An 18,403-nucleotide genomic window follows, 5' to 3' on the forward strand; every position below is an offset into this window, starting at 1 on the left:
CGTTACCGGCGCTTGTCGTGCTCGCCGGTGATGTCCACCCCGGGCACGGTCATGCCGGACAGGACGTTGTCGGGCGCGTTCTCGTCGGCCTCCGGCATGGCGGCCCGGTTCTTGCGCCCGGTCCGCAGGCGACGCTCGAGCCGGGTCGCGAGGACCGTCAACGCGCCGTTGAGCACGATCATGATCGCGGCCACCACGAGCAGCGACGGCAGGTAGTTGCCGAAGAACGCGCCGAGCTGCTGACCGGACCGCACGACTTCGACGTAGCCGATGAGATAACCGAGTGCGGAGTCCTTCAGGGCCACCACCATCTGCGAGACGATCGCCGGCAGCATCGCGGTGACGGCCTGCGGTAGCAGGATCAGACGCATGATCTGGCTCTTGCGCATGCCCAGCGCCGCGGCGGCCTCGGTCTGCCCGCGGGGCAGGGACCGGATGCCGGCACGCACGATCTCGGCGATCACCGAGCCGTTGTAGAGGGTCAGACCGGTGACCACCGCAGCCAGTGCCAGATACTTCGACTGGAAGACCTGGTACTCGGCGAACAGCTGGTAGGCGAAGATCATCAGGATCAGCACCGGGATGGCCCGGAACAGTTCGACGACGAACCCGCACACCGCGCGCACGGGCCGGTGATCGGAGAGCCGGCCGATCCCCAGTGCGGCCCCGAGGATCAGGGCGAGCACGATCGATATCGCCGCGGCGACGAGGGTGCCGCGGATGCCGGGGATCAGGTACGTGGTCCACGAACTCGATTCGAGGAACGGGTCCCACTTCTCGCTGGTGAGCTGCCCCTTCTCGTCGAGAGCCCGGTAGACGAAGTAGCCGACGGCGACGAGCAGCACGGCCACCGCCGCCGAGGCGATGTGGTAGAGGGTTCGCGCCCGGGGACCGGGAGCGTCGTAGAGGACGGTTGCGCGGCCGGTGCTCACCGGGACACCTCGAATCGCGTGCTCAGCCAGCCGAACAGCAGGCCCGTGGGCAGGGTCAGGATCACGAAGCCGAGGGCGAAGATACCGCCGATGAGGAAGATCTGCGCCTCGTTCTCGATCATGGTCTTCATCAGCAGGGAGGCCTCCGAGACGCCGATGACGGACGCGATCGTCGAATTCTTGGTCAAGGCGATCAGCACGCTGCCGAGAGGGGCGATCACCGCACGAAACGCCTGGGGCAACACGATCAGGCGCAGATTCTGGCCGAAGGTCAACCCGAGGGAACGGCCCGCCTCGGCCTGCCCCACGTTCACGGTATTGATGCCCGAGCGCAGCGACTCGCAGACGAACGCCGCGGTGTACACGCTCAATCCCAGCACGGCGAGCCGGAAATTGTTGTCCACCAGGAAGGTCGGCGACGACTGCGGCGCCAGGCTGATGCCGAGCGTCTGCGACAAACCGAAGAGACAGAAGATGATGATCAGCGTCAGGGGGGTGTTGCGGAAGATCCCCACGTACACGGTGCCGACCGCCCGCGCCACCGGCACGGGGGACACGCGCATCCCGGCGAGGACCGTTCCGAGGATCAGCGCGCCGATCGCCGAGAGCACCGTCAACTGCACGGTGGTCCAGAAGGCGTCGATCAACTCGTCGCCGTACTTGCTCAACAGATCCACAGGTCAACTCCACCGATCGGGGACTGGGATCCGGCCGGCCCGCGACGAGTCGTCGCACGGGCCGGCCGGACGGCATGGGACGGTCAGTAGCGGTCGACCTGCGGCGGCTCCGGCAACGGGTAGCCGGACGGACCGACCGTGGACTCGAGGGCCGCCTGCCAGGCACCGCTCGCGATCATCTCTTCGATCGCGTCGTTGAGCTGATTGCGGGACTCGGTGTCACCCTTGGCCAGGCCGATGCCGTAGCGCTCCTCGGTGAACGGCTCGCCCACGACCTTCAGCTGGCCCGGGTACTGCGCCGCGTAACCGGCGAGGATGATGTCGTCGGTGGTCACGGCGTCGACCGCGCCGTTGCGCAGCGCCTCCACGCAAGCGGAGTACGTGTCGAACTCCTGCAGCTGCACATCCTGCGCGTAGGTGTCCTTGACGTTCTGGGCGGGAGTGGAACCGGCCACCGAGCACAGCCGCTTACCACCGCTGAGCGACTCCGGTCCGGTGATGTCGGTGTTGTCGGCCCGCACGAGCAGCGACTGGCCTGCGATGAAGTACGGCCCGGCGAAGTCGACCTTCTCCTTGCGCGCGTCGGTGATCGAGTAGGTGGCGACGATGTAGTCGACCTCACCGTTCTCGATGAGGGTCTCGCGCTGCGGGGACGGAGCCTCCTTGAACTCGATGTTCTCCGGCGCCACCCCCAGCTGCTGCCCGACGTACTTCGCGACCTCGACATCGAACCCGCTGAAGGTGCCGTCGGGGTTGCGCAACCCGAGTCCGGGCTGGTCGAACTTGATGCCGACGACGAGGGAGCCGCTCTCGGCGGACTGCGACACACTGCGCTGCTCGTCTCCGCCACACGCGGTGGCGAGCACAGCGACGGCGACAGCGCCGATGCCCAGGCGAACCGAGCGGGTGATTCTCATCGAGTACCTCCGTGTTGTGGGTGGTGCCGCCCCGGATCGGGTGCAGCTGCGACGCCGGGTCAGTGACTGAGGATCTTGCCGAGGAAATCCTGGGCGCGGGCGGACTTGGGTGCGGTGAAGAACGTGTCGGGATCGGTGTCCTCGACGATCTGCCCGTCCGCCATGAACAGCACGCGGTTGCCGGCCTTGCGGGCGAAACCCATCTCGTGGGTGACGACGAGCATCGTCATGCCCTCCCGGGCCAGCGACGTCATGACGTCGAGCACCTCCTGGACCATCTCGGGATCCAGCGCCGACGTCGGTTCGTCGAACAGCATGACCTTCGGGCTCATCGCCAGGGCCCGCGCGATCGCGACACGCTGCTGCTGCCCGCCCGAGAGCTGGGCGGGATACTTCTCCGCCTGGTTGGCGATGCCGACGCGGTCGAGAAGCTGCAGGGCCTGCTCCTTGGCATCGTTCTTGCCCTTGCGCCGCACCTTCACCGGGGCGAGCATGACGTTCTCGAGGATCGTCTTGTGCGCGAACAGGTTGAACGACTGGAACACCATGCCCACGTCGGCTCGCAGCGCCGCGAGCGCCTTGCCTTCCGCGGGAAGCACCTTCCCGTCCACCCGGATCTCGCCCGAGTCGATCGGCTCGAGCCGGTTGATGGTCCGGCACAGGGTGGACTTGCCCGACCCGGACGGCCCGACCACGATCACGACCTGCCCCGCAGGTACCTCCAGATTGATGTCCTGCAGCACGTGCAGGGCTCCGAAGTGCTTCTGCACCTCCGACATCGAGATCATCGGGGGTGCGCCGCCCGCCGAGCCGGAGGGCTTCTCGGATTCGACCGCCGCTGGTGTCATGGACAGAACCCTATGCTGCCCGTGCCGCCGTGCAGCAACTTTCGGAAGCCGAGTTCGGACTGCGTAATGGAAAATTTACGGTCGGCGCCGAAAGGCCGGAGCCGGTTCGCCCCGCGGCGACCGGCGATGGACTAAGTTGTTTCCCTTGGCGTTGTTTCCCTCGGCCCATTTCGGGCCCGGCCCGGCCCGTGAGCTAGGCTGAGACGTGTCATCGATCGACCGTGAACCCAGCGCCCCGGCCGCCCTCGACGCGACCGTCGAGGCCGGCGCCCGCACCTACGAGGTGCGCACCTATGGCTGCCAGATGAACGTGCACGACTCCGAGCGCCTGTCCGGCTTGCTCGAGGACTCCGGATTCGTCAAGGCCGGGCCGGGTGCGGCCGCCGACCTCGTGGTCTTCAACACCTGCGCGGTACGTGAGAATGCCGACAACAAGCTCTACGGCAACCTGAGCCATCTGCGGCCGGTCAAGGACGCCAATCCGAACATGCAGATCGCCGTCGGCGGGTGCCTCGCCCAGAAGGACCGCGAGGTCGTCGTGAAGAAGGCGCCGTGGGTCGACGTCGTGTTCGGCACGCACAACATCGGCAGTCTGCCGGCACTACTCGACCGTGCCCGGCACAACCGCCGCGCCGAAGTGGAGATCCTCGAATCCCTCGAGGCATTCCCCTCGACCCTGCCCGCCCGACGCGAGTCCAGCTACGCCGGGTGGGTGTCGATCTCCGTCGGCTGCAACAACACCTGCACCTTCTGCATCGTCCCGTCGCTGCGTGGCAAGGAGGTGGACCGCCGGCCCGGTGACATCCTCGCCGAGGTCCGTGCGCTCGTCGACGAAGGTGTGCTCGAGGTGACCCTGCTCGGGCAGAACGTCAACTCCTACGGCCGCTCGTTCGCGGACCCCGAACAGCCCCGTGACCGCGGCGCGTTCGCCGCGCTGCTGCGCGCGTGCGGCGACATCGAGGGCCTCGAACGGGTCCGGTTCACCTCCCCGCACCCCGCGGAGTTCACCGACGACGTCATCGAGGCGATGGCCGAGACCCCCAACGTGTGCCCGCAGCTGCACATGCCGCTGCAGTCGGGTTCGGACCGCGTCCTGCGCGCAATGCGACGGTCGTACCGCAAGGAGCGGTTCCTCGGGATCATCGAGAAGGTGCGTGCGGCCATGCCGCACGCGGCGATCACCACCGACATCATCGTCGGATTCCCCGGCGAGACCGAGGACGACTTCCAGGAAACCCTCGACGTCGTCGAGAAGGCCCGATTCACCAGCGCCTTCACGTTCCAGTACTCCAAGCGCCCCGGCACCCCCGCCGCGGAGATGGACGGCCAGCTGCCCAAGGCCGTGGTCCAGGAACGGTACGAACGGCTCATCGCCCTGCAGGAGCGGATCACCCTCGAGGGAAACCACGCACTCGTGGGTGCGGAGGTCGAACTGCTCGTCGCCGCCGGGGAAGGCCGCAAGGACGCCGAGACCGCCCGCATGAGCGGTCGCGCCCGTGACGGCCGGCTCGTACACTTCCGGCCCGCGGGGAACGTCGACCGTGCGGTCCGCCCCGGGGACATCGTCACCGTCGTCGTCAGCGACGCGGCTCCCCATCATCTCGTCGCGGACACCCCGATCCTGGCCCACCGGCGCACCCGCGCGGGCGACCGGTTCGAGCAGGGCCGCACACCCAAGACACCGCCCATCGGTGTCGGGCTCGGCCTCCCGCAGATCGGTGCGCCCGAACCGCTGCCGGCCCCGACGGGATGCGGCGCATGACGGCGGGCGGCCCCGACGAGGGCAGAACCCCCGGCGACGGCGCCGGGAACGACGGAAGGGATCCGATGGACGAAGTCCGTGCCGACCTCGAAGCGGCGGAACGCAAGATCGCCGGTGAGATCGACCCGGGCGCCCGGGCGCTCGTCGTCGCGGTCGCGGTGCTCGTGCTGCTCGGCTCGTTCAGCCTGCCCCACGCCGGGGCAGCGAACGCGTGGGAGGTGCTGTCCTTCGCCCCCGATGCGACCGCCGAGTCCATCGCCCTGCCGTCCCGCATCTTCGTGTGGCTCGCCCTGGTCTTCGGCGCGATCTTCGCCATCCTGGCGCTCGTCACCCGCCGATGGGTGCTGGCGTGGCTGGCGCTGGCCGGCTCCGCGGTGTCGATCGTGTTCGGCATGCTCTCGATCTGGACGAGGCAGACCCTGCCCGTCGGCGACCAGGGAGCCGGACCGGGCATCGGCCTGATCCTGGGCTGGTTCGCCCTCATGGTGCTCACCTTCCACTGGGCGAAGGTGGTGTGGACGCGCACTTCGCTCCAGCTCGCCGCCGAGGCGGAACTGCGTGACGCGGCGGCCCGGCAGGAGAACAAGGGCCTGCTCGACGACTGACCGTCCCCCGGCATCCGACGGTGCCCCGGCTCGAACGAGCCGGGGCACCGTCGTGTCCGGGGTTCAGTCGTGTCCGGGGTTCACCGCTCCCCGACGGCGCCCTCCGCGGCGTCGGCCCATTCCCGCCACTGCTGCGCCTGCGCGAGCGCGCTCTCGGCGTCCTTCGGGCGGCCCGCCGCGGTGGCCTTGGCCGCCTGCTCCTCGAACTGGCGCACACGCTCCCGGAACTGGGCGGCCCGGGCCAGTGCCTCCGGGTCGGTACGCCGCCACTCGGACTCGGCGGCCTCGCGGACCCGCTTCTCGATCGCCCGCAGCCGGCCCTCGAGGTCGTGCATGCGTTCCCGCGGGACCTTGCCGATCTCCTCCCACCGGTCCTGCAGTTCGCGAAGCCGGGCCCGGGCGGCGTCGATGTCCGCCGACGGATCGATCGACGCCGCCGACTGCAGCAGCGCCTCCTTCGCCCGTGCGTTCTCCTCGAACTCGGCGTCCCGCTCCGAGGCGGCGGCGTTGCGGGCGGCGAAGAACACGTCCTGGGCGCCCTTGAACCGCTTCCACAGCTGATCGTCGGCCTCGCGCGGGGCGCGGCCGGCCGCCTTCCACTCCGACAGCAGTTCACGGAAGGCGGCCGCCGTCGCGCCCCAGTCCGTCGAGTCCTGCAGTTCCTCGGCCCGCGCCACGAGTTCCTCCTTGCGGGTCCGGGCCGCGGCACGCTCACGGTCCAGTTCGGCGAAGTGCGCGCCCCGCCGGCGGTTGAACGCCTCCCGGGCCTTCGAATAGCGCCGCCACAGGGCGTCGTCGACCTTGCGGTCCACGCCGCGGATCGTCTTCCACTCCTCGAGGATTTCGCGCAACCGGTCACCGGCGGCCTTCCACTGCGTCGACTCGGCGCCGATCTGCTCGGCCTCCGCCGCGAGCGCCTCCTTACGGGCGGTGGCCGCTGCCCGCTGATGCTCCTTCTCCTGCTTCGCGGCGACGGCCGCCTTCTCGGAGTCCGCCACGATCGCCGCAAGCCGTGCGGCGAGGGTGTCGAGGTCACCGATCACGGCGGCGGTGGGAAGGGACTCGGCGAGCGACTGGGCGGCCGCCCGGGTCTTCTTCGCATCGCCGGTGCCCGAGCTCAGACGCGACTCGAGGATCGCCACCTCGGTCGCAAGGTCGTCGTACCGGCGGCCGAAGTGAGCCAGACCTTCGGCGGCGTCGCCCGCCTGCCAGGACCCGATGCACCGCTCGCCCTCGGCGGTCTTCACCCACGCCGTGCCGTCCTCGTCGACGCGGCCCCACCGGCTCGGATCGCTGGCCGGAACGGTGGGCTGCGGGTGGGGATGGGCAGCCGGGTGCGGTTTGGGAGCCGAGGTCTCGGCGGCCGGCCGCTGCCGACCCGGTTTGGGGGCGCCCGGCTTCGGAGCGCGGGATTCCTGGGTTGCGTTCGGGTCGGTCATCGGTCCTCATCTCTGCCGCGCGGCACGGCTGCCTGGTCGCATTGGTTCGCGTGGTCGGGCCGCGGAGGTCGCTCCGAGACCACGCCCGCCCACTATTGAAACAGGTCGCACGGCCGCGAGTCGGCGGGTCGGGTCGACTACGGTGGCCCGTGTGTTGATCGCCGCGGCGTTCGTGCCGTCCCCGCCCCTGCTCGTTCCCGAGCTGACCGGCTCCGCGGCCGCCGAGACCGCCGACCTGCGCGCCGCCGTGCTCGCCGTCGGGACGGAGCTGCGTGCCGCGGCACGGTGGGTCGTCGTCGGTGCGGGCACGGACGCCACGGACGTCCCGGACACCGCCGTCGGAACGTTCCGTGGCTTCGGCGTCGACCTGGTCGTCGCGCTCGGGCCGGCGGCCACGGGGACCCCCGATCCGCAGCTGCCGCTGCCGGCGCTGATCGCGGGCTGGCTGCGCGACCGGACCGCACCGGTCGTGCGCGCCACCACGCACGTCGTGCCGGCCGGGACGACCCCGCAGGACTGCGCCCGGCTCGGGCGGCAGCTGCGCAGCACCCTGGACGCGGACCGCACCCCGACGGCACTGCTCGTGGTGGCCGACGGTCCCGCCACGCTCACCGCGAAGTCTCCCGGCTCCTACCGTCCCGAGGCGCAGAACCTGGACGAGGCGCTCGGCGTCGCCCTCGCGGTCGGCGACGTCGCCGCCCTCGCCGCGCTCGACCCGGCACTCTGCGCCGAAACGGTCTGCGACGGCCGCGCGGCCTGGCAGGTGCTGGCCGCGGTGTTCGGTCCCGAGGGACCGGCGTCGGCCGCCACGACCCACAGCAGCGCGCCGTACGGGGTCGGATACCACGTGGGGATGTGGCGGCCGTGAGCGTCGACCCCGTCCGCCCGGTCGCCGTCGTCGGCCCGACGGCCACCGGAAAGTCCGACCTGGGCCTGGATCTCGCCGAGGAACTCGGCGGGGAGATCGTCAACATCGACGCGATGCAGCAGTACCGCGGCATGGACATCGGCACCGCCAAGCTCGCCGTCGGCGAGCGCCGCGGCATCGCCCATCATCAGCTCGACGTCCTCGACGTCACCGAGACTGCCACGGTCGCGCGGTATCAACAGGCCGCGACCGCCGACGTGGAGGCGATCCGGTCGCGCGGCGTCGTGCCGATCATCGTCGGCGGCTCGATGATGTACGTCCAGGCGCTCCTCGACGAGTGGCAGTTCCCCGCGACGGATCCGCAGGTCCGCGCCAAGTGGGAGGCGCTGCTCGCCGACGAGGGGGTGGCCGCGGTGCACGACGCGCTCCGCCGGGCCGACCCGGTGGCCGCGGCGACGATCCTGCCCACCGACGGTCGCCGCATGGTCCGCGCACTCGAGGTCGTCGAACTCACCGGGGCGCCGTTCGCGGCGTCGCAGCCGCAGATCGGCGAACCCAGATGGGGGACGGTCGTGCTCGGGGTGGACCGGGACACCGCGGCGCTCGACGACCGGATCGCGCGGCGCACGGACCGGATGTTCGAGCAGGGGTTGGTCGACGAGGTCGCGGCGCTGTGCGAACGGGGGCTGCGCGAGGGGGTCACGGCTCGCCGGGCGATCGGGTACGCGCAGGTACTCGAGTACCTGGCCGGGGAGTGCGACCTCGCACACGCGCGGGAGCGCACCTTCATCGGCACCCGGCGCTATGTGCGCCGGCAACGCTCGTGGTTCCGCCGGGACCCACGGGTGCACTGGATCGACGGCGCCGATCCTGCGCTGCGGGACGCGGCGCTTCGAGTTCTCGCCGGGGCGGACCGTCGTTAAGGTGGCGGCATGGACTTCAGCAAGGGCCACGGCACCGAGAACGACTTCGTGATCCTTCCCGATCCGGAGGTGCGGATTTCCCTCGAGCCGAAGCGGGTGGCGGCGTTGTGCGACCGTCGTCGTGGTCTCGGCGCCGACGGGGTCCTGCGGGTGGCGCGGGCCGGGGCGCTCGTCGACGCGGGGGTCCTGCCCGCGTTGCCGGAGGGGACGGCCGCCGACGACTGGTTCATGGACTATCGCAACGCCGACGGGTCGATCGCGGAGATGTGCGGCAACGGGGTGCGGGTGTTCGCGCACTTCGTCACCGCCGGCGGGTTCGAATCGCGTGACGCGTTCGTCGTCGGCAGTCGCGCCGGCGGCAAGCCGGTGCAGGTGCACAGCGCCGACGCGACGCACGGCGAGGTCACCGTCGACATGGGCGTGGTGCGCGAGCTGGGGGAGTCGACCGCGACCATCGAAGGCCGGGTGTACCGCGGTCTGGGCATCGACGTCGGGAACCCGCATCTGGCCTGCGTCGATCCGCACCTGACCGCGGCGACCCTGGCCGCCCTCGACCTGTCCGGTCCGGGTTTCGACCCCGGCTTCTTTCCCCAGGGCGTCAACATCGAGTTCCTCACCCCGATCGCCGCGGGCGCGGTGGACATGCGGGTGTACGAGCGGGGGGTGGGCGAGACCCGGTCCTGCGGCACCGGCACGGTCGCCGCCGCCGCGGCGGCGCTGCGCTTCGACGGCGCCGACTCCGGCACCGTCCGGGTGCACGTCCCCGGCGGGGCGGTGCAGGTGCGCCTCGAGGACGGCCGGGCCGCGCTGCGTGGCCCCTCGGTGCTGGTCGCGTCGGGCACGATCGGCGATCACTGGTGGGACGGCCTGGACTGACTGTCACGGCGACGCCGCGTCGTCGCACGGTTTCGCCCTGCGCGGACACCGGGAAAGTCGCATGCGTCCGCGCGCCCGAAGTGGGACGATGGTCGTGTATGACGAACACACGACGAAACGAATCGGCCACCGGCGACACGGACCGCGTCCCCGGCTGGGCCGCCGCCGACCCGTCGGTCGGCGAGATGCAACTCGAGGACCGCAGCGCCCTGCGCCGCGTCGCTGGGTTGTCCACCGAACTCGAGGACATCACCGAGGTCGAGTACCGGCAGCTGCGCCTCGAACGGGTCGTGCTCGTCGGGGTCTGGACCGGAGGCACCGCGGTTCAGGCCGAGGCGAGTCTCGCCGAGCTCGCCGCCCTGGCCGAGACCGCCGGTTCCCAGGTGCTCGAGGGCCTGATCCAGCGCCGGGACCGTCCCGACGCCGCGACCTACATCGGTTCCGGCAAGGCCGAGGAACTGCGCCAGGTGGTTCTGGCCACCGGCGCCGACACCGTCATCTGCGACGGCGAGCTCACCCCCGCGCAGCTGACCGCCCTGGAGAAGATCGTCAAGGTGAAGGTCATCGACCGCACCGCGCTGATCCTCGACATCTTCGCCCAGCACGCGACCTCCCGCGAGGGCAAGGCGCAGGTATCGCTCGCGCAGATGGAGTACATGCTGCCGCGGCTGCGAGGCTGGGGCGAATCGATGTCGCGGCAGGCCGGTGGCCGTGCCGGCAGCAACGGGGGCGTGGGCCTGCGTGGTCCCGGCGAGACGAAGATCGAGACGGACCGTCGCCGTATCCGCGAGCGGATGGCCAAGCTGCGCCGCGAGATCAAGGCGATGAAGTCCGTTCGCGACACCAAACGCACCCGGCGGATGCGCAACCGCATCCCGTCGGTCGCGATCGTCGGCTACACCAATGCCGGCAAGTCGAGCCTGCTCAACAAGCTCACCGGTTCCGGTGTGCTGGTGCAGAACGCGTTGTTCGCGACGCTCGATCCGACCACCCGCCGGGCCGAACTCCCGGACGGGCGCGAGTACGTGCTCACCGACACCGTCGGGTTCGTGCGGCACCTGCCGACCCAGCTCGTCGAGGCGTTCCGGTCGACCCTCGAGGAGGTCACGGACGCGGACCTGCTGCTGCACGTCGTCGACGGGTCCGACCCGCTGCCGACCGACCAGATCAAGGCGGTGCGCGAGGTGATCACCGACGTGCTGCGCGAGTCCGACGCGCCGCCGCCGCCCGAGCTCATCGTGGTGAACAAGGTCGACGCCGCAGACCCGCTGACCGTCGCCGAACTGCGTGCCCTGCTCCCCGACGCGGTGTTCGTCTCGGCGCGCAGCGGCGCGGGACTCGACGATCTGCGCGAGCACCTCGCCGCGCTGCTCGAACACCCGGACGTCGAGGTGAAGGTGCTGCTGCCGTACACACGAGGGGACCTGCTCGCGCGGATCCACTCGGACGGGCAGGTCCTGACCTCCGCGCACGAGGTGGACGGTACGCGCGTGCACGCCCGCGTGCCGCGGGCCCTCGCGTCGGCCCTGGTCGAGTACGCCGCCTAGTGCGCGGCGCTCTCGTCGCCCTGGTGGTCGCGACGGTGTCGTCGCCGGCCGCCGCGGCGCAGACCACCGCCCCGGTCGCCGCGGCGCAGACCACCGCCCCGGCCGCCGAGGTCGACGGGAAAGTGTTGTGCACCCCCGCCGATCCTGCCCTCGCGGAACTGTCGGGCCTGGCCGTCGCCGGGGGGCGACTGTTCGCGGTGCCGGACGCCGGTGCCGACGAGGCGGTCTTCGAGCTGGGGGACGACTGTGCGGTGCTGCGACGCATCCCGCCGGCCGTCGACCCGTACGACGTGGAGGACCTGGCCGCGGGTCCGGACGGCCGGCTCTGGCTCGGCGACCTCGGCGACAATCGCGCCGCACGCGACACCGTCGCGTTGATCTCGGTCGACCCGCAGACCGGCGCGGGGAGTCTGCACCGGCTCGCCTACCCCGACGGCCCACGCGATGCGGAGACGCTGCTCGTCCCCCGCGACGGGGTGCCGCTGATCGTCTCCAAGCCCCTGTTCGGCAGCGCCGGCCTTTACCGGCCGGCCGGCGGACGAAGCGTGGACGAGCTGCCCGAGCCGGGTCCGGTCCCTCTCGAACGCATCGGGACCGTCACCCTCGGTCCCACGGACACCCCCGGTGGCCCCGTCGGCGGGGCGTCCTCGACGTTGATCACCGGCGGCGCGATCAGTCCCGACGGCACCGTCGCCGCGGTACGCACGTACACCGATGTCCACCTCTTCCATGCCCCCGACGGCGACGTCGCGGCCGCGCTCGCGGCGGGACCGTCCCTGCGGGTGCCGGTGCCCGGCGAACCACAGGGCGAGGCGGTGGCCTTCACCGCGGACGGGGACCTGCTGACCGCGTCCGAATCCGCCGGTGGTGCCCTGCCGCCCGCGCGGGTGTGGCGTGACGTGGTGACCCTCTTCCGGCCCGTGGCCGCGCCGGAGCCGGTGCGGACCCCGCGCGGCGCGATGCCCGCGGCGATCGCCGCGGGCATCGTGGTGGTCGCCGCCGCTGCGGGCGGGCTGTGGCGACGGTCGTCGCGCCGCCGCCGCGGCTGAGGTCAGGCGTCGAGGTCCGCGGCCACCAGTTCGGCGATGCGGGCGAGCACGTCGGCGTCGTCGCTGGTGACGGTGACCTCGGTGCCCTGGGTGGCGCCGAGCGTCATGACGAGCAGCGCCGAGCCCGCGTCGACGGGTTCGCCGCCGTCCACGGCGAGGGTCACCGGGACTCCGGCGGCGACCACGGCTTCGGCGATGATGCCGGCAGGCCGGGCATGCAGGCCGATGGACGAGCCGACGGTGACGGTGGTGCTGGGCATGAGAACTCCTTCGGGGTAGGGACGGTCGTCGATCGGATCAGGCGACGGCAGGCTGGGCCGCGGTGTCGCTGCTGCGCAGGTGGGCGGGTCGGTGCACCTCCTTGGCCAGGGTCACGCAGAGCGCACCCACGACGGTGCCGGCGGCGAGGGCGACGAGGAACCACAGCAGATTGCCGATGGCGAAGAACACGAAGATGCCGCCGTGCGGGGCGCTGAGGGTCGTCCCGGTCGCCATCACCAGGGCGCCGGTGACGGCGCCGCCGGCCATCATGGACGGGATAACCCGCAGCGGGTCCGCCGCCGCGAACGGGATTGCGCCCTCGGAGATGAACGAGGCCCCGAGCAGCCATGCGGCCTTGCCGTTCTCCCGCTCGGCGGTGCTGTAGATCCCCGGTCGCAGGGTCGACGACAGCGCCATCGCCAGCGGCGGCACCATGCCCGCGGCCATCACGGCGGCCATGATCTGCAGCGATGCGTTGTTCGAGACGTCGAGTCCGGCGACGGCGAACGCATAGGCGGCCTTGTTGACCGGGCCGCCGAGGTCGAAGCACATCATCAGGCCGAGGATCACGCCCAGGATGACGACCGAGCTCCCGGACAGGCCGTTGAGCCAGTTCGTCAGGCCCGAGGTGATCGCGGCGAGGGGCTTGCCGAGGACGAGGAACATCAGGGCGCCGACGGCGAGGGTCGCGAACAGCGGAATGATCACCACCGGCATCAGGCCGCGCGCCCACACCGGGACGGGGATGCGGCCCACCCACAGCGCGGCGAAGCCGGCGATGATGCCGCCGACGAGGCCGCCGATGAACCCGGCGCCGACGAACACGGCGACCGCGCCGGCGGTGAAGCCGGGTGCCAGACCGGGCCGGTCGGCGATCGCGAAGGCGATGTAGCCGGCGAGTGCGGGCACCAGGAACGAGAACGCGAGCGAGCCGAGCTGGAAGAGCACCGCGCCGAGGTAGGTGGGCAGGCCGCCGTCCGGCAGGTCGGTGAGCGAGTTGTTCACCACGATGTCGGCAGCGGGCTCGGTGATCTCGTACCCGCCGAGCAGGAAGCCGAGAGCGATCAGCAGGCCGCCCGCCGCGACGAAGGGAATCATGTAGCTCACGCCGGTCAGCAGGATCTGCCGTAACCGAACTCCCCAGCCCACCTCGCCGGACGAGGATTCGTCGGCGGCGGCAGCGACGGCGGCCGCGTCGACGGTGCTCGCGGACGGATCCTTCGCCGCGCGGACCGCCTCGGCGACCATCACGTCGGGCTCGTTGATGGCTCGTTTGACACCCGAGGCGACGAGCGGTTTGCCCGCGAACCGTTCCCGGTTCTTCACGCCGACGTCCGTGGCGAAGATGACGGCGTCGGCGCCGGCGATCACGGACGCCGGCAGCGGTGTGCTGCCGCTCGAGCCCTGGGTCTCGACCCGCACCGTGACTCCGGCGCGCTCACCCGCGGCTTTGAGGGCGTCGGCGGCCATGTAGGTGTGGGCGATCCCCGTCGGGCAGGCGGTGACGGCGACGATGGTGCGCTCGGCGGTCGCGGGGGCCGGCGTGGGTTCGGTGGCGGGCGGCGTGGGCTCGGCGGCCGCAGCGGTAGCCGGCGCCGGCTTCGGAAGCACTCCCTCGACCAGCGCGACCACGTCCGCAGCGGTGGCGGCCTCGCGCAGCGAACCGACGAAGTCCGGCCGCACGAGCGCCCGGGCGAGCGAGGAGAGCAGCTTCATGTGCTCGGCACCGGCCCCCTCCGGGGCGGCGATCAGGAACACGAGGTCCGCGGGTCCGTCGGGGGCGCCGAAGTCCACCTTGGGGGACAGCCGCGCGAAGCCGAGCGATGCGGTGGCGACGGCGTCCGCGCGGCAGTGCGGGATGGCGATCCCACCCGGCAGGCCGGTGGCCGACTTGGCCTCCCGGTCCAGGGCGGCGGCCGTCAGTGCCGCCGCGTCGGTGGCGCGGCCGGCGTCGGCGAGCCGCGCGGCGAGCGCGGCGATGACCGACTCCTTGTCGGCGCCGAGGTCTGCGTCGAGTGCGATCAGGCCGTCGTCGATGATCGCGGGTCCGGAGGCGGGGCCGGAGGCGAGGTCTGGCATGGCGTGTCCTTACTGGGGGTGAGGGAGGACCGGGGAGGGGGTGCCGAGGGGGCGGGGACGGATCGGGGTGACCTCGACAGCGCCGGTGGCGACGTCGTCGGGTCCGGGCAGCGTGGTGCCGGGCAGGGCCACGGCTGCCGAGCCGTATGCGACGGCGTGGCGGAGCCGTTCGGCGGGATCGAGTCCGGCCAGCTCCGCGACGAGATAGCCGGCGAGGGAGGAGTCGCCGGCGCCGACGGTGCTGCGCGCGGTCACGGGGCCGGGGACTGCGTGCCACGCACCCTCGTCGGTGACCAGGACCGCGCCCGCCGCGCCGAGTGTGGCCAGTACCGCCCCGACGCCACGTTCGACCAGTCGTCGTCCTGCCGCGACGACGGGTTCGGTGTCGCCGGCGGCCGCCGCCGATTCCAGGGTGGTGGCGTCCGCGCCGGTGAGCTGTGCGAGCTCGTCCGAGTTCGGCTTGAGCAGATCGGGTGCGGCGTCCGGGAACCCGGCCGCGAGCGCCAGCAGGGGCGACTCGGAGGTGTCCACGGCGATTCGGCAGGCGGACCCGTCAACGGCGGCGCGGACGGCGCGGACGAGGTCGGCGTACCAGTCGGTCGGCACACCGGGTGGCAAGGATCCGGACATCACCAGCCAGTGGGCGGCGGCGGCGGCGTCCACGACGGTCCGGCGCAGCGACTCCAGGGTGCCTTGCGTGTACGCCGGCCCGGGTTCGTTGAACTTGGTGGTGGTGCCGTCGGGCTCGGCGACGGTGATGTTGCTGCGGGCGGGACCCCCGGTCGGCACGGCGCGGTAGCCGATGCCGTGGTCGTCGAGCGCGGTGAGCAGCGGGTCGCCGGTGTTCCCCGGCAGGACCGCCAGGACCGGGCGTCCGGCCGCGCGGAGCACCCGGGCGACGTTGACGCCCTTGCCACCCGGGTCCACGCGGGTGGCGGCGGCGCGGTGCACGGCGCCGCGGACGAGGGGGCCCGTCAGCGCCACCGTCCGGTCCAGGCTCGGATTGGCGGTCAGCGTGACGATCATGCCGTCACCACCTCGATTCCGTTGTCGGTGAGTTCTTTGCAGTCGGTGTCGTCGAGCTCGGTGTCGGTGACGAGAACGTCCACGGCGTCGACGGGGGCGAAGCTGATGAGGTGCTGCCGGCCGATCTTGGAGGAGTCGGCGAGGACCACGACCCGGTCGGCGCAGCGCACCATCGCGCGTTTGACGGCGGCCTCGTCCGGGTCGGGAGTGGACAGGCCGTGGCCGACACTGAGTGCATTCGTGCCGATGAAGGCGACGTCGACGTGCAGCGCGCGGAGGAACCGCAGCGCATCCTCGCCGACCGTGGCCTGCGTGATCCCGCGGACCCGGCCGCCGAGCATGTGCAGACGCACCGATCCGAGTCCGGCGAGCCGCGCGGCGATGGGAACCGAGTTCGTGACCACCTCGAGGTCCACGTCGGCGGGCAGGGCCGCCACCAGGCGGCCGGTGGTGGTGCCGGCGTCGAACACCACGCTGCCGCCGGCGGCGGGGAGATACCGGGCCGCCGCGGCTGCGATCCGGTCCTTCTGCGCGGCGTGGGTGTGTTCGCGCTCGTTCAGTGCGGGTTCGGTGACGGTGAGTGCAGCGGTGGGGATGGCGCCGCCGTGCACACGGCGCACATGTCCCAGCCGTTCGAGCAGGGCCAGATCCCGGCGGACGGTCTCGGTGGTGACGCGGAAGCGGGTGGCCAGGTCGGCGACGGACATCCGTCCCCGCCGGCCGATCAACTCGGCGATCGCCTGCTGCCGTTCCTCTGCGTACACGCCGGGCTCCTTGCCGCTGAATGTTGTTTCATGTTGTTTTACGCCCGTATGTGTTGACATGTCAATGGTTCGGAGTAATCTCGATCACAGAATTACCCCGGAGGCTCATCCCGACACACCGGGCGGCGAGGAGGAGACATGGAGAAGGCGATCCCCGCAGCGGCGGAGATCTCGATCGTGCGGGGCACGCCGGTCGTGCCCGGGGTTGCCTACGGGCCCGTCGTACGCCCCGCCCCGCGGCCACAGATCCCCACCACGTTCGAGCGCATCCCGGACACCGCACGCGACGCCGAGGCCGAGCGTTTCCGGGCCGCCGCCGGCGCGGTCGCGGAGCGGCTGCGCAGTCGCGCCGGGCGAGCCTCGGGCGCCGCCGCCGAGGTTCTGCTCGCCAACGCCCAGCTCGCCGAGGACCGCGGGTGGCTCGGCGCCGTCGCCGCGAAGATCCGCAGCGGATCCGGCGCGATCGAGGCCGCAGTCGGCGCCACCGACCAGTTCGCGGACATGTTCACCAAGCTCGGCGGGCTGATGGCCGAGCGCGTCACCGATCTTCTCGACATCCGCGACCGGGTGATCGCCGAACTCGCCGGCCATCCCGAACCCGGCCTCGACCTGCCCGACGAGCCGTCCATCCTGCTCGCGGAGGACCTCGCCCCCGCCGACACCGCCGGCCTCGACCCGAGCCGGGTGATCGGACTCGCCACCACCCTCGGCGGGCCCACCAGTCACACCGCGATCATCGCCCGCCAGCTCGGCATCCCCTGCGTGGTCGCGGCGGCCGACCTCGACACCGTCCCGGCCGGCGTCCGCGTCCTGCTCGACGGCGCGGCCGGTGAGCTCCGCCTCGATCCCGACCCCGAAGAGGCGGCCGCTGCGGTCGCCGCGGCCCGCAGCGAGCAGGCGCGCATCGCGTCGTGGGCCGGCCCGGGCGCCACCGAGGACGGGCATCGCGTCGAGATCCTCGCCAACGTTCAGGACGGCGCCGGTGCCCGCGCGGCCCGCGCGACCCCCGCAGAGGGAGTCGGCCTGTTCCGGACCGAGCTGTGCTTCCTGGACCGGGAAACCGAACCCACCGTCGAGGAGCAGGCGGAGATCTACGCCGAGGTGTTCAGCGCCTTCGCCGGCCGCAAGGTCGTCCTGCGGACCCTCGACGCGGGCTCCGACAAGCCCCTGCGCTTCGTCGACCATCCCGACGAGCACAACCCGGCACTCGGGTTGCGCGGCATCCGGATTGCGAACGCCACCGAGGGACTGCTCGACCGGCAGCTCGACGCCGTCGCCGCCGCGGCCGCGCGCACGGGCACCGAGCCCTGGGTGATGGCACCGATGATCGCGACCGTCGCCGAGACCGCACACTTCGCCGCTGCCGTCCGCGCCCGCGGGCTCGTGCCCGGCGTGATGGTGGAGGTGCCGGCCGCCGCGCTGCTCGCCGAACGTCTCCTCGAACACGTCGACTTCCTGTCGATCGGCACCAACGACCTCGCGCAGTACACGATGGCCGCGGACCGCATGTCGCCCCACCTCGCATCCCTCACCGATCCGTGGCAGCCGGCTGTGCTGGCCCTGGTCGCCCGCACCGCCGCCGCCGGACGCGCCGCCGGCAAGCGAGTCGGGGTGTGCGGGGAGGCGGCCGCCGACCCGTTGCTCGGCTGTGTCCTGGCCGGCATGGGGGTCACCTCGCTGTCGTGTGCGGCCGCGGCCGTCGCCGGTGTCGGGTCCCGACTCGCCGCGGTGACCCTCGACCGCTGCCGCGAGGCCGCGGACGAGGTGCTCCGCGCCGTCGACCCCGGGGAAGCCCGCGACGCGGCGGCCCGCGTACTCGCCTGACGGACG

At 71.8% G+C, this 18,403-nt stretch carries 17 protein-coding genes; 8 read left to right on the plus strand and 9 right to left on the minus strand.

Translation table 11 applies throughout. The features are described 5' to 3' along the window. Positions 1–2 precede the first annotated feature (2 nt). The 4 genes from F1734_RS12390 to F1734_RS12405 form a co-directional block, all read right to left on the minus strand. Positions 3–932: an amino acid ABC transporter permease gene (locus tag F1734_RS12390; RefSeq protein ID WP_003935631.1), complete on the minus strand. Its 930-nt coding sequence runs from the start codon at positions 930–932 to the stop codon at positions 3–5. Then, positions 929–1,609: an amino acid ABC transporter permease gene (locus F1734_RS12395; RefSeq protein WP_203011742.1), complete on the minus strand. Its 681-nt coding sequence runs from the start codon at positions 1,607–1,609 to the stop codon at positions 929–931. The genes F1734_RS12390 and F1734_RS12395 overlap by 4 nt, the downstream gene beginning before the upstream one ends. 83 nt (positions 1,610–1,692) lie before the next feature. Continuing rightward, complete coding sequence (locus F1734_RS12400) at positions 1,693–2,526, minus strand: glutamate ABC transporter substrate-binding protein (RefSeq protein ID WP_003935629.1); 834 nt, start codon at positions 2,524–2,526, stop codon at positions 1,693–1,695. A gap of 59 nt (positions 2,527–2,585) precedes the next feature. Continuing rightward, entirely contained in the window at positions 2,586–3,314 is a 729-nt protein-coding gene (locus F1734_RS12405) for an amino acid ABC transporter ATP-binding protein (RefSeq protein ID WP_203011861.1), read from the minus strand. Between the two features lie 274 nt (positions 3,315–3,588). Between F1734_RS12405 and miaB the strand changes: the two genes are divergently transcribed. Beyond that, positions 3,589–5,136, plus strand: a complete 1,548-nt coding sequence (gene miaB / locus F1734_RS12410) for a tRNA (N6-isopentenyl adenosine(37)-C2)-methylthiotransferase MiaB (protein WP_203011862.1) — start codon at positions 3,589–3,591, stop codon at positions 5,134–5,136. Beyond that, positions 5,133–5,741, plus strand: a complete 609-nt coding sequence (locus F1734_RS12415; RefSeq protein ID WP_040781726.1) for an Rv2732c family membrane protein — start codon at positions 5,133–5,135, stop codon at positions 5,739–5,741. Before miaB ends, F1734_RS12415 begins: the two co-directional genes overlap by 4 nt. A gap of 80 nt (positions 5,742–5,821) precedes the next feature. Here F1734_RS12415 and F1734_RS12420 read toward each other — a convergent pair whose 3' ends face one another. Then, complete coding sequence (locus F1734_RS12420) at positions 5,822–7,180, minus strand: DUF349 domain-containing protein (RefSeq protein ID WP_203011744.1); 1,359 nt, start codon at positions 7,178–7,180, stop codon at positions 5,822–5,824. A 151-nt stretch (positions 7,181–7,331) separates the two neighbouring features. On the opposite strand from F1734_RS12420, the gene F1734_RS12425 reads away from it, so the two are divergent. The 5 genes from F1734_RS12425 to F1734_RS12445 all read left to right on the plus strand — a co-directional run bounded on the left by F1734_RS12425 (position 7,332) and on the right by F1734_RS12445 (position 12,443). Continuing rightward, positions 7,332–8,048 carry a class III extradiol ring-cleavage dioxygenase family protein gene (locus tag F1734_RS12425; RefSeq protein ID WP_010592641.1) on the plus strand — a complete coding sequence of 239 codons (717 nt, stop codon included), beginning with the start codon at positions 7,332–7,334 and terminating at the stop codon, positions 8,046–8,048. Beyond that, entirely contained in the window at positions 8,036–8,971 is a 936-nt protein-coding gene (gene miaA / locus F1734_RS12430; RefSeq protein ID WP_010592640.1) for a tRNA (adenosine(37)-N6)-dimethylallyltransferase MiaA, read from the plus strand. The genes F1734_RS12425 and miaA overlap by 13 nt, the downstream gene beginning before the upstream one ends. A gap of 9 nt (positions 8,972–8,980) precedes the next feature. Beyond that, positions 8,981–9,847, plus strand: a complete 867-nt coding sequence (gene dapF / locus F1734_RS12435) for a diaminopimelate epimerase (RefSeq protein WP_203011746.1) — start codon at positions 8,981–8,983, stop codon at positions 9,845–9,847. Positions 9,848–9,945: 98 nt separating this feature from the next. After that, a complete protein-coding gene (gene hflX, locus F1734_RS12440) occupies positions 9,946–11,394 on the plus strand; it encodes a GTPase HflX (RefSeq protein WP_010592638.1) in 1,449 nt (482 codons plus the stop codon). Next, on the plus strand, positions 11,394–12,443 hold the full coding sequence (locus F1734_RS12445) for a hypothetical protein (protein ID WP_203011747.1): 1,050 nt from the start codon (positions 11,394–11,396) through the stop codon (positions 12,441–12,443). The genes hflX and F1734_RS12445 overlap by 1 nt, the downstream gene beginning before the upstream one ends. Before the next feature lie 2 nt (positions 12,444–12,445). On the opposite strand, the gene F1734_RS12450 is transcribed toward F1734_RS12445, so the two are convergent. From F1734_RS12450 to F1734_RS12465, 4 genes are read right to left on the minus strand one after another with little or no spacing between them, the layout of a single operon-like run. After that, positions 12,446–12,703, minus strand: coding sequence for an HPr family phosphocarrier protein (locus F1734_RS12450; RefSeq protein WP_010592636.1), 258 nt, complete (start codon positions 12,701–12,703; stop codon positions 12,446–12,448). A gap of 37 nt (positions 12,704–12,740) precedes the next feature. Beyond that, entirely contained in the window at positions 12,741–14,783 is a 2,043-nt protein-coding gene (locus F1734_RS12455; protein WP_010592635.1) for a PTS fructose transporter subunit IIABC, read from the minus strand. A gap of 9 nt (positions 14,784–14,792) precedes the next feature. Then, positions 14,793–15,809 carry a 1-phosphofructokinase family hexose kinase gene (locus F1734_RS12460; RefSeq protein WP_040271897.1) on the minus strand — a complete coding sequence of 339 codons (1,017 nt, stop codon included), beginning with the start codon at positions 15,807–15,809 and terminating at the stop codon, positions 14,793–14,795. Beyond that, on the minus strand, positions 15,806–16,573 hold the full coding sequence (locus F1734_RS12465; protein ID WP_010592632.1) for a DeoR/GlpR family DNA-binding transcription regulator: 768 nt from the start codon (positions 16,571–16,573) through the stop codon (positions 15,806–15,808). Before F1734_RS12465 ends, F1734_RS12460 begins: the two co-directional genes overlap by 4 nt. Positions 16,574–16,711: 138 nt before the next feature. On the opposite strand from F1734_RS12465, the gene ptsP reads away from it, so the two are divergent. After that, positions 16,712–18,397, plus strand: a complete 1,686-nt coding sequence (gene ptsP / locus F1734_RS12470) for a phosphoenolpyruvate--protein phosphotransferase (RefSeq protein WP_010592631.1) — start codon at positions 16,712–16,714, stop codon at positions 18,395–18,397. The last annotated feature ends 6 nt before the right edge of the window (positions 18,398–18,403 follow it).

It is taken from the genome of Rhodococcus ruber, assembly GCF_016804345.1.
Taxonomy (GTDB): Bacteria; Actinomycetota; Actinomycetes; order Mycobacteriales; family Mycobacteriaceae; genus Rhodococcus; species Rhodococcus ruber.

Bases quoted from the DNA above. Each gene is read 5' to 3' on its own strand.
- F1734_RS12450 (WP_010592636.1), bottom strand. From the start codon at position 12,703: ATGCCCAGCACCACCGTCACCGTCGGCTCGTCCATCGGCCTGCATGCC.
- ptsP (WP_010592631.1), top strand. From the start codon at position 16,712: ATGGAGAAGGCGATCCCCGCAGCGGCGGAGATCTCGATCGTGCGGGGC.
- F1734_RS12460 (WP_040271897.1), bottom strand. From the start codon at position 15,809: ATGATCGTCACGCTGACCGCCAATCCGAGCCTGGACCGGACGGTGGCG.
- F1734_RS12415 (WP_040781726.1), top strand. From the start codon at position 5,133: ATGACGGCGGGCGGCCCCGACGAGGGCAGAACCCCCGGCGACGGCGCC.
- dapF (WP_203011746.1), top strand. From the start codon at position 8,981: ATGGACTTCAGCAAGGGCCACGGCACCGAGAACGACTTCGTGATCCTT.
- F1734_RS12400 (WP_003935629.1), bottom strand. From the start codon at position 2,526: ATGAGAATCACCCGCTCGGTTCGCCTGGGCATCGGCGCTGTCGCCGTC.
- F1734_RS12420 (WP_203011744.1), bottom strand. From the start codon at position 7,180: ATGACCGACCCGAACGCAACCCAGGAATCCCGCGCTCCGAAGCCGGGC.
- hflX (WP_010592638.1), top strand. From the start codon at position 9,946: ATGACGAACACACGACGAAACGAATCGGCCACCGGCGACACGGACCGC.
- F1734_RS12455 (WP_010592635.1), bottom strand. From the start codon at position 14,783: ATGCCAGACCTCGCCTCCGGCCCCGCCTCCGGACCCGCGATCATCGAC.
- F1734_RS12405 (WP_203011861.1), bottom strand. From the start codon at position 3,314: ATGATCTCGATGTCGGAGGTGCAGAAGCACTTCGGAGCCCTGCACGTG.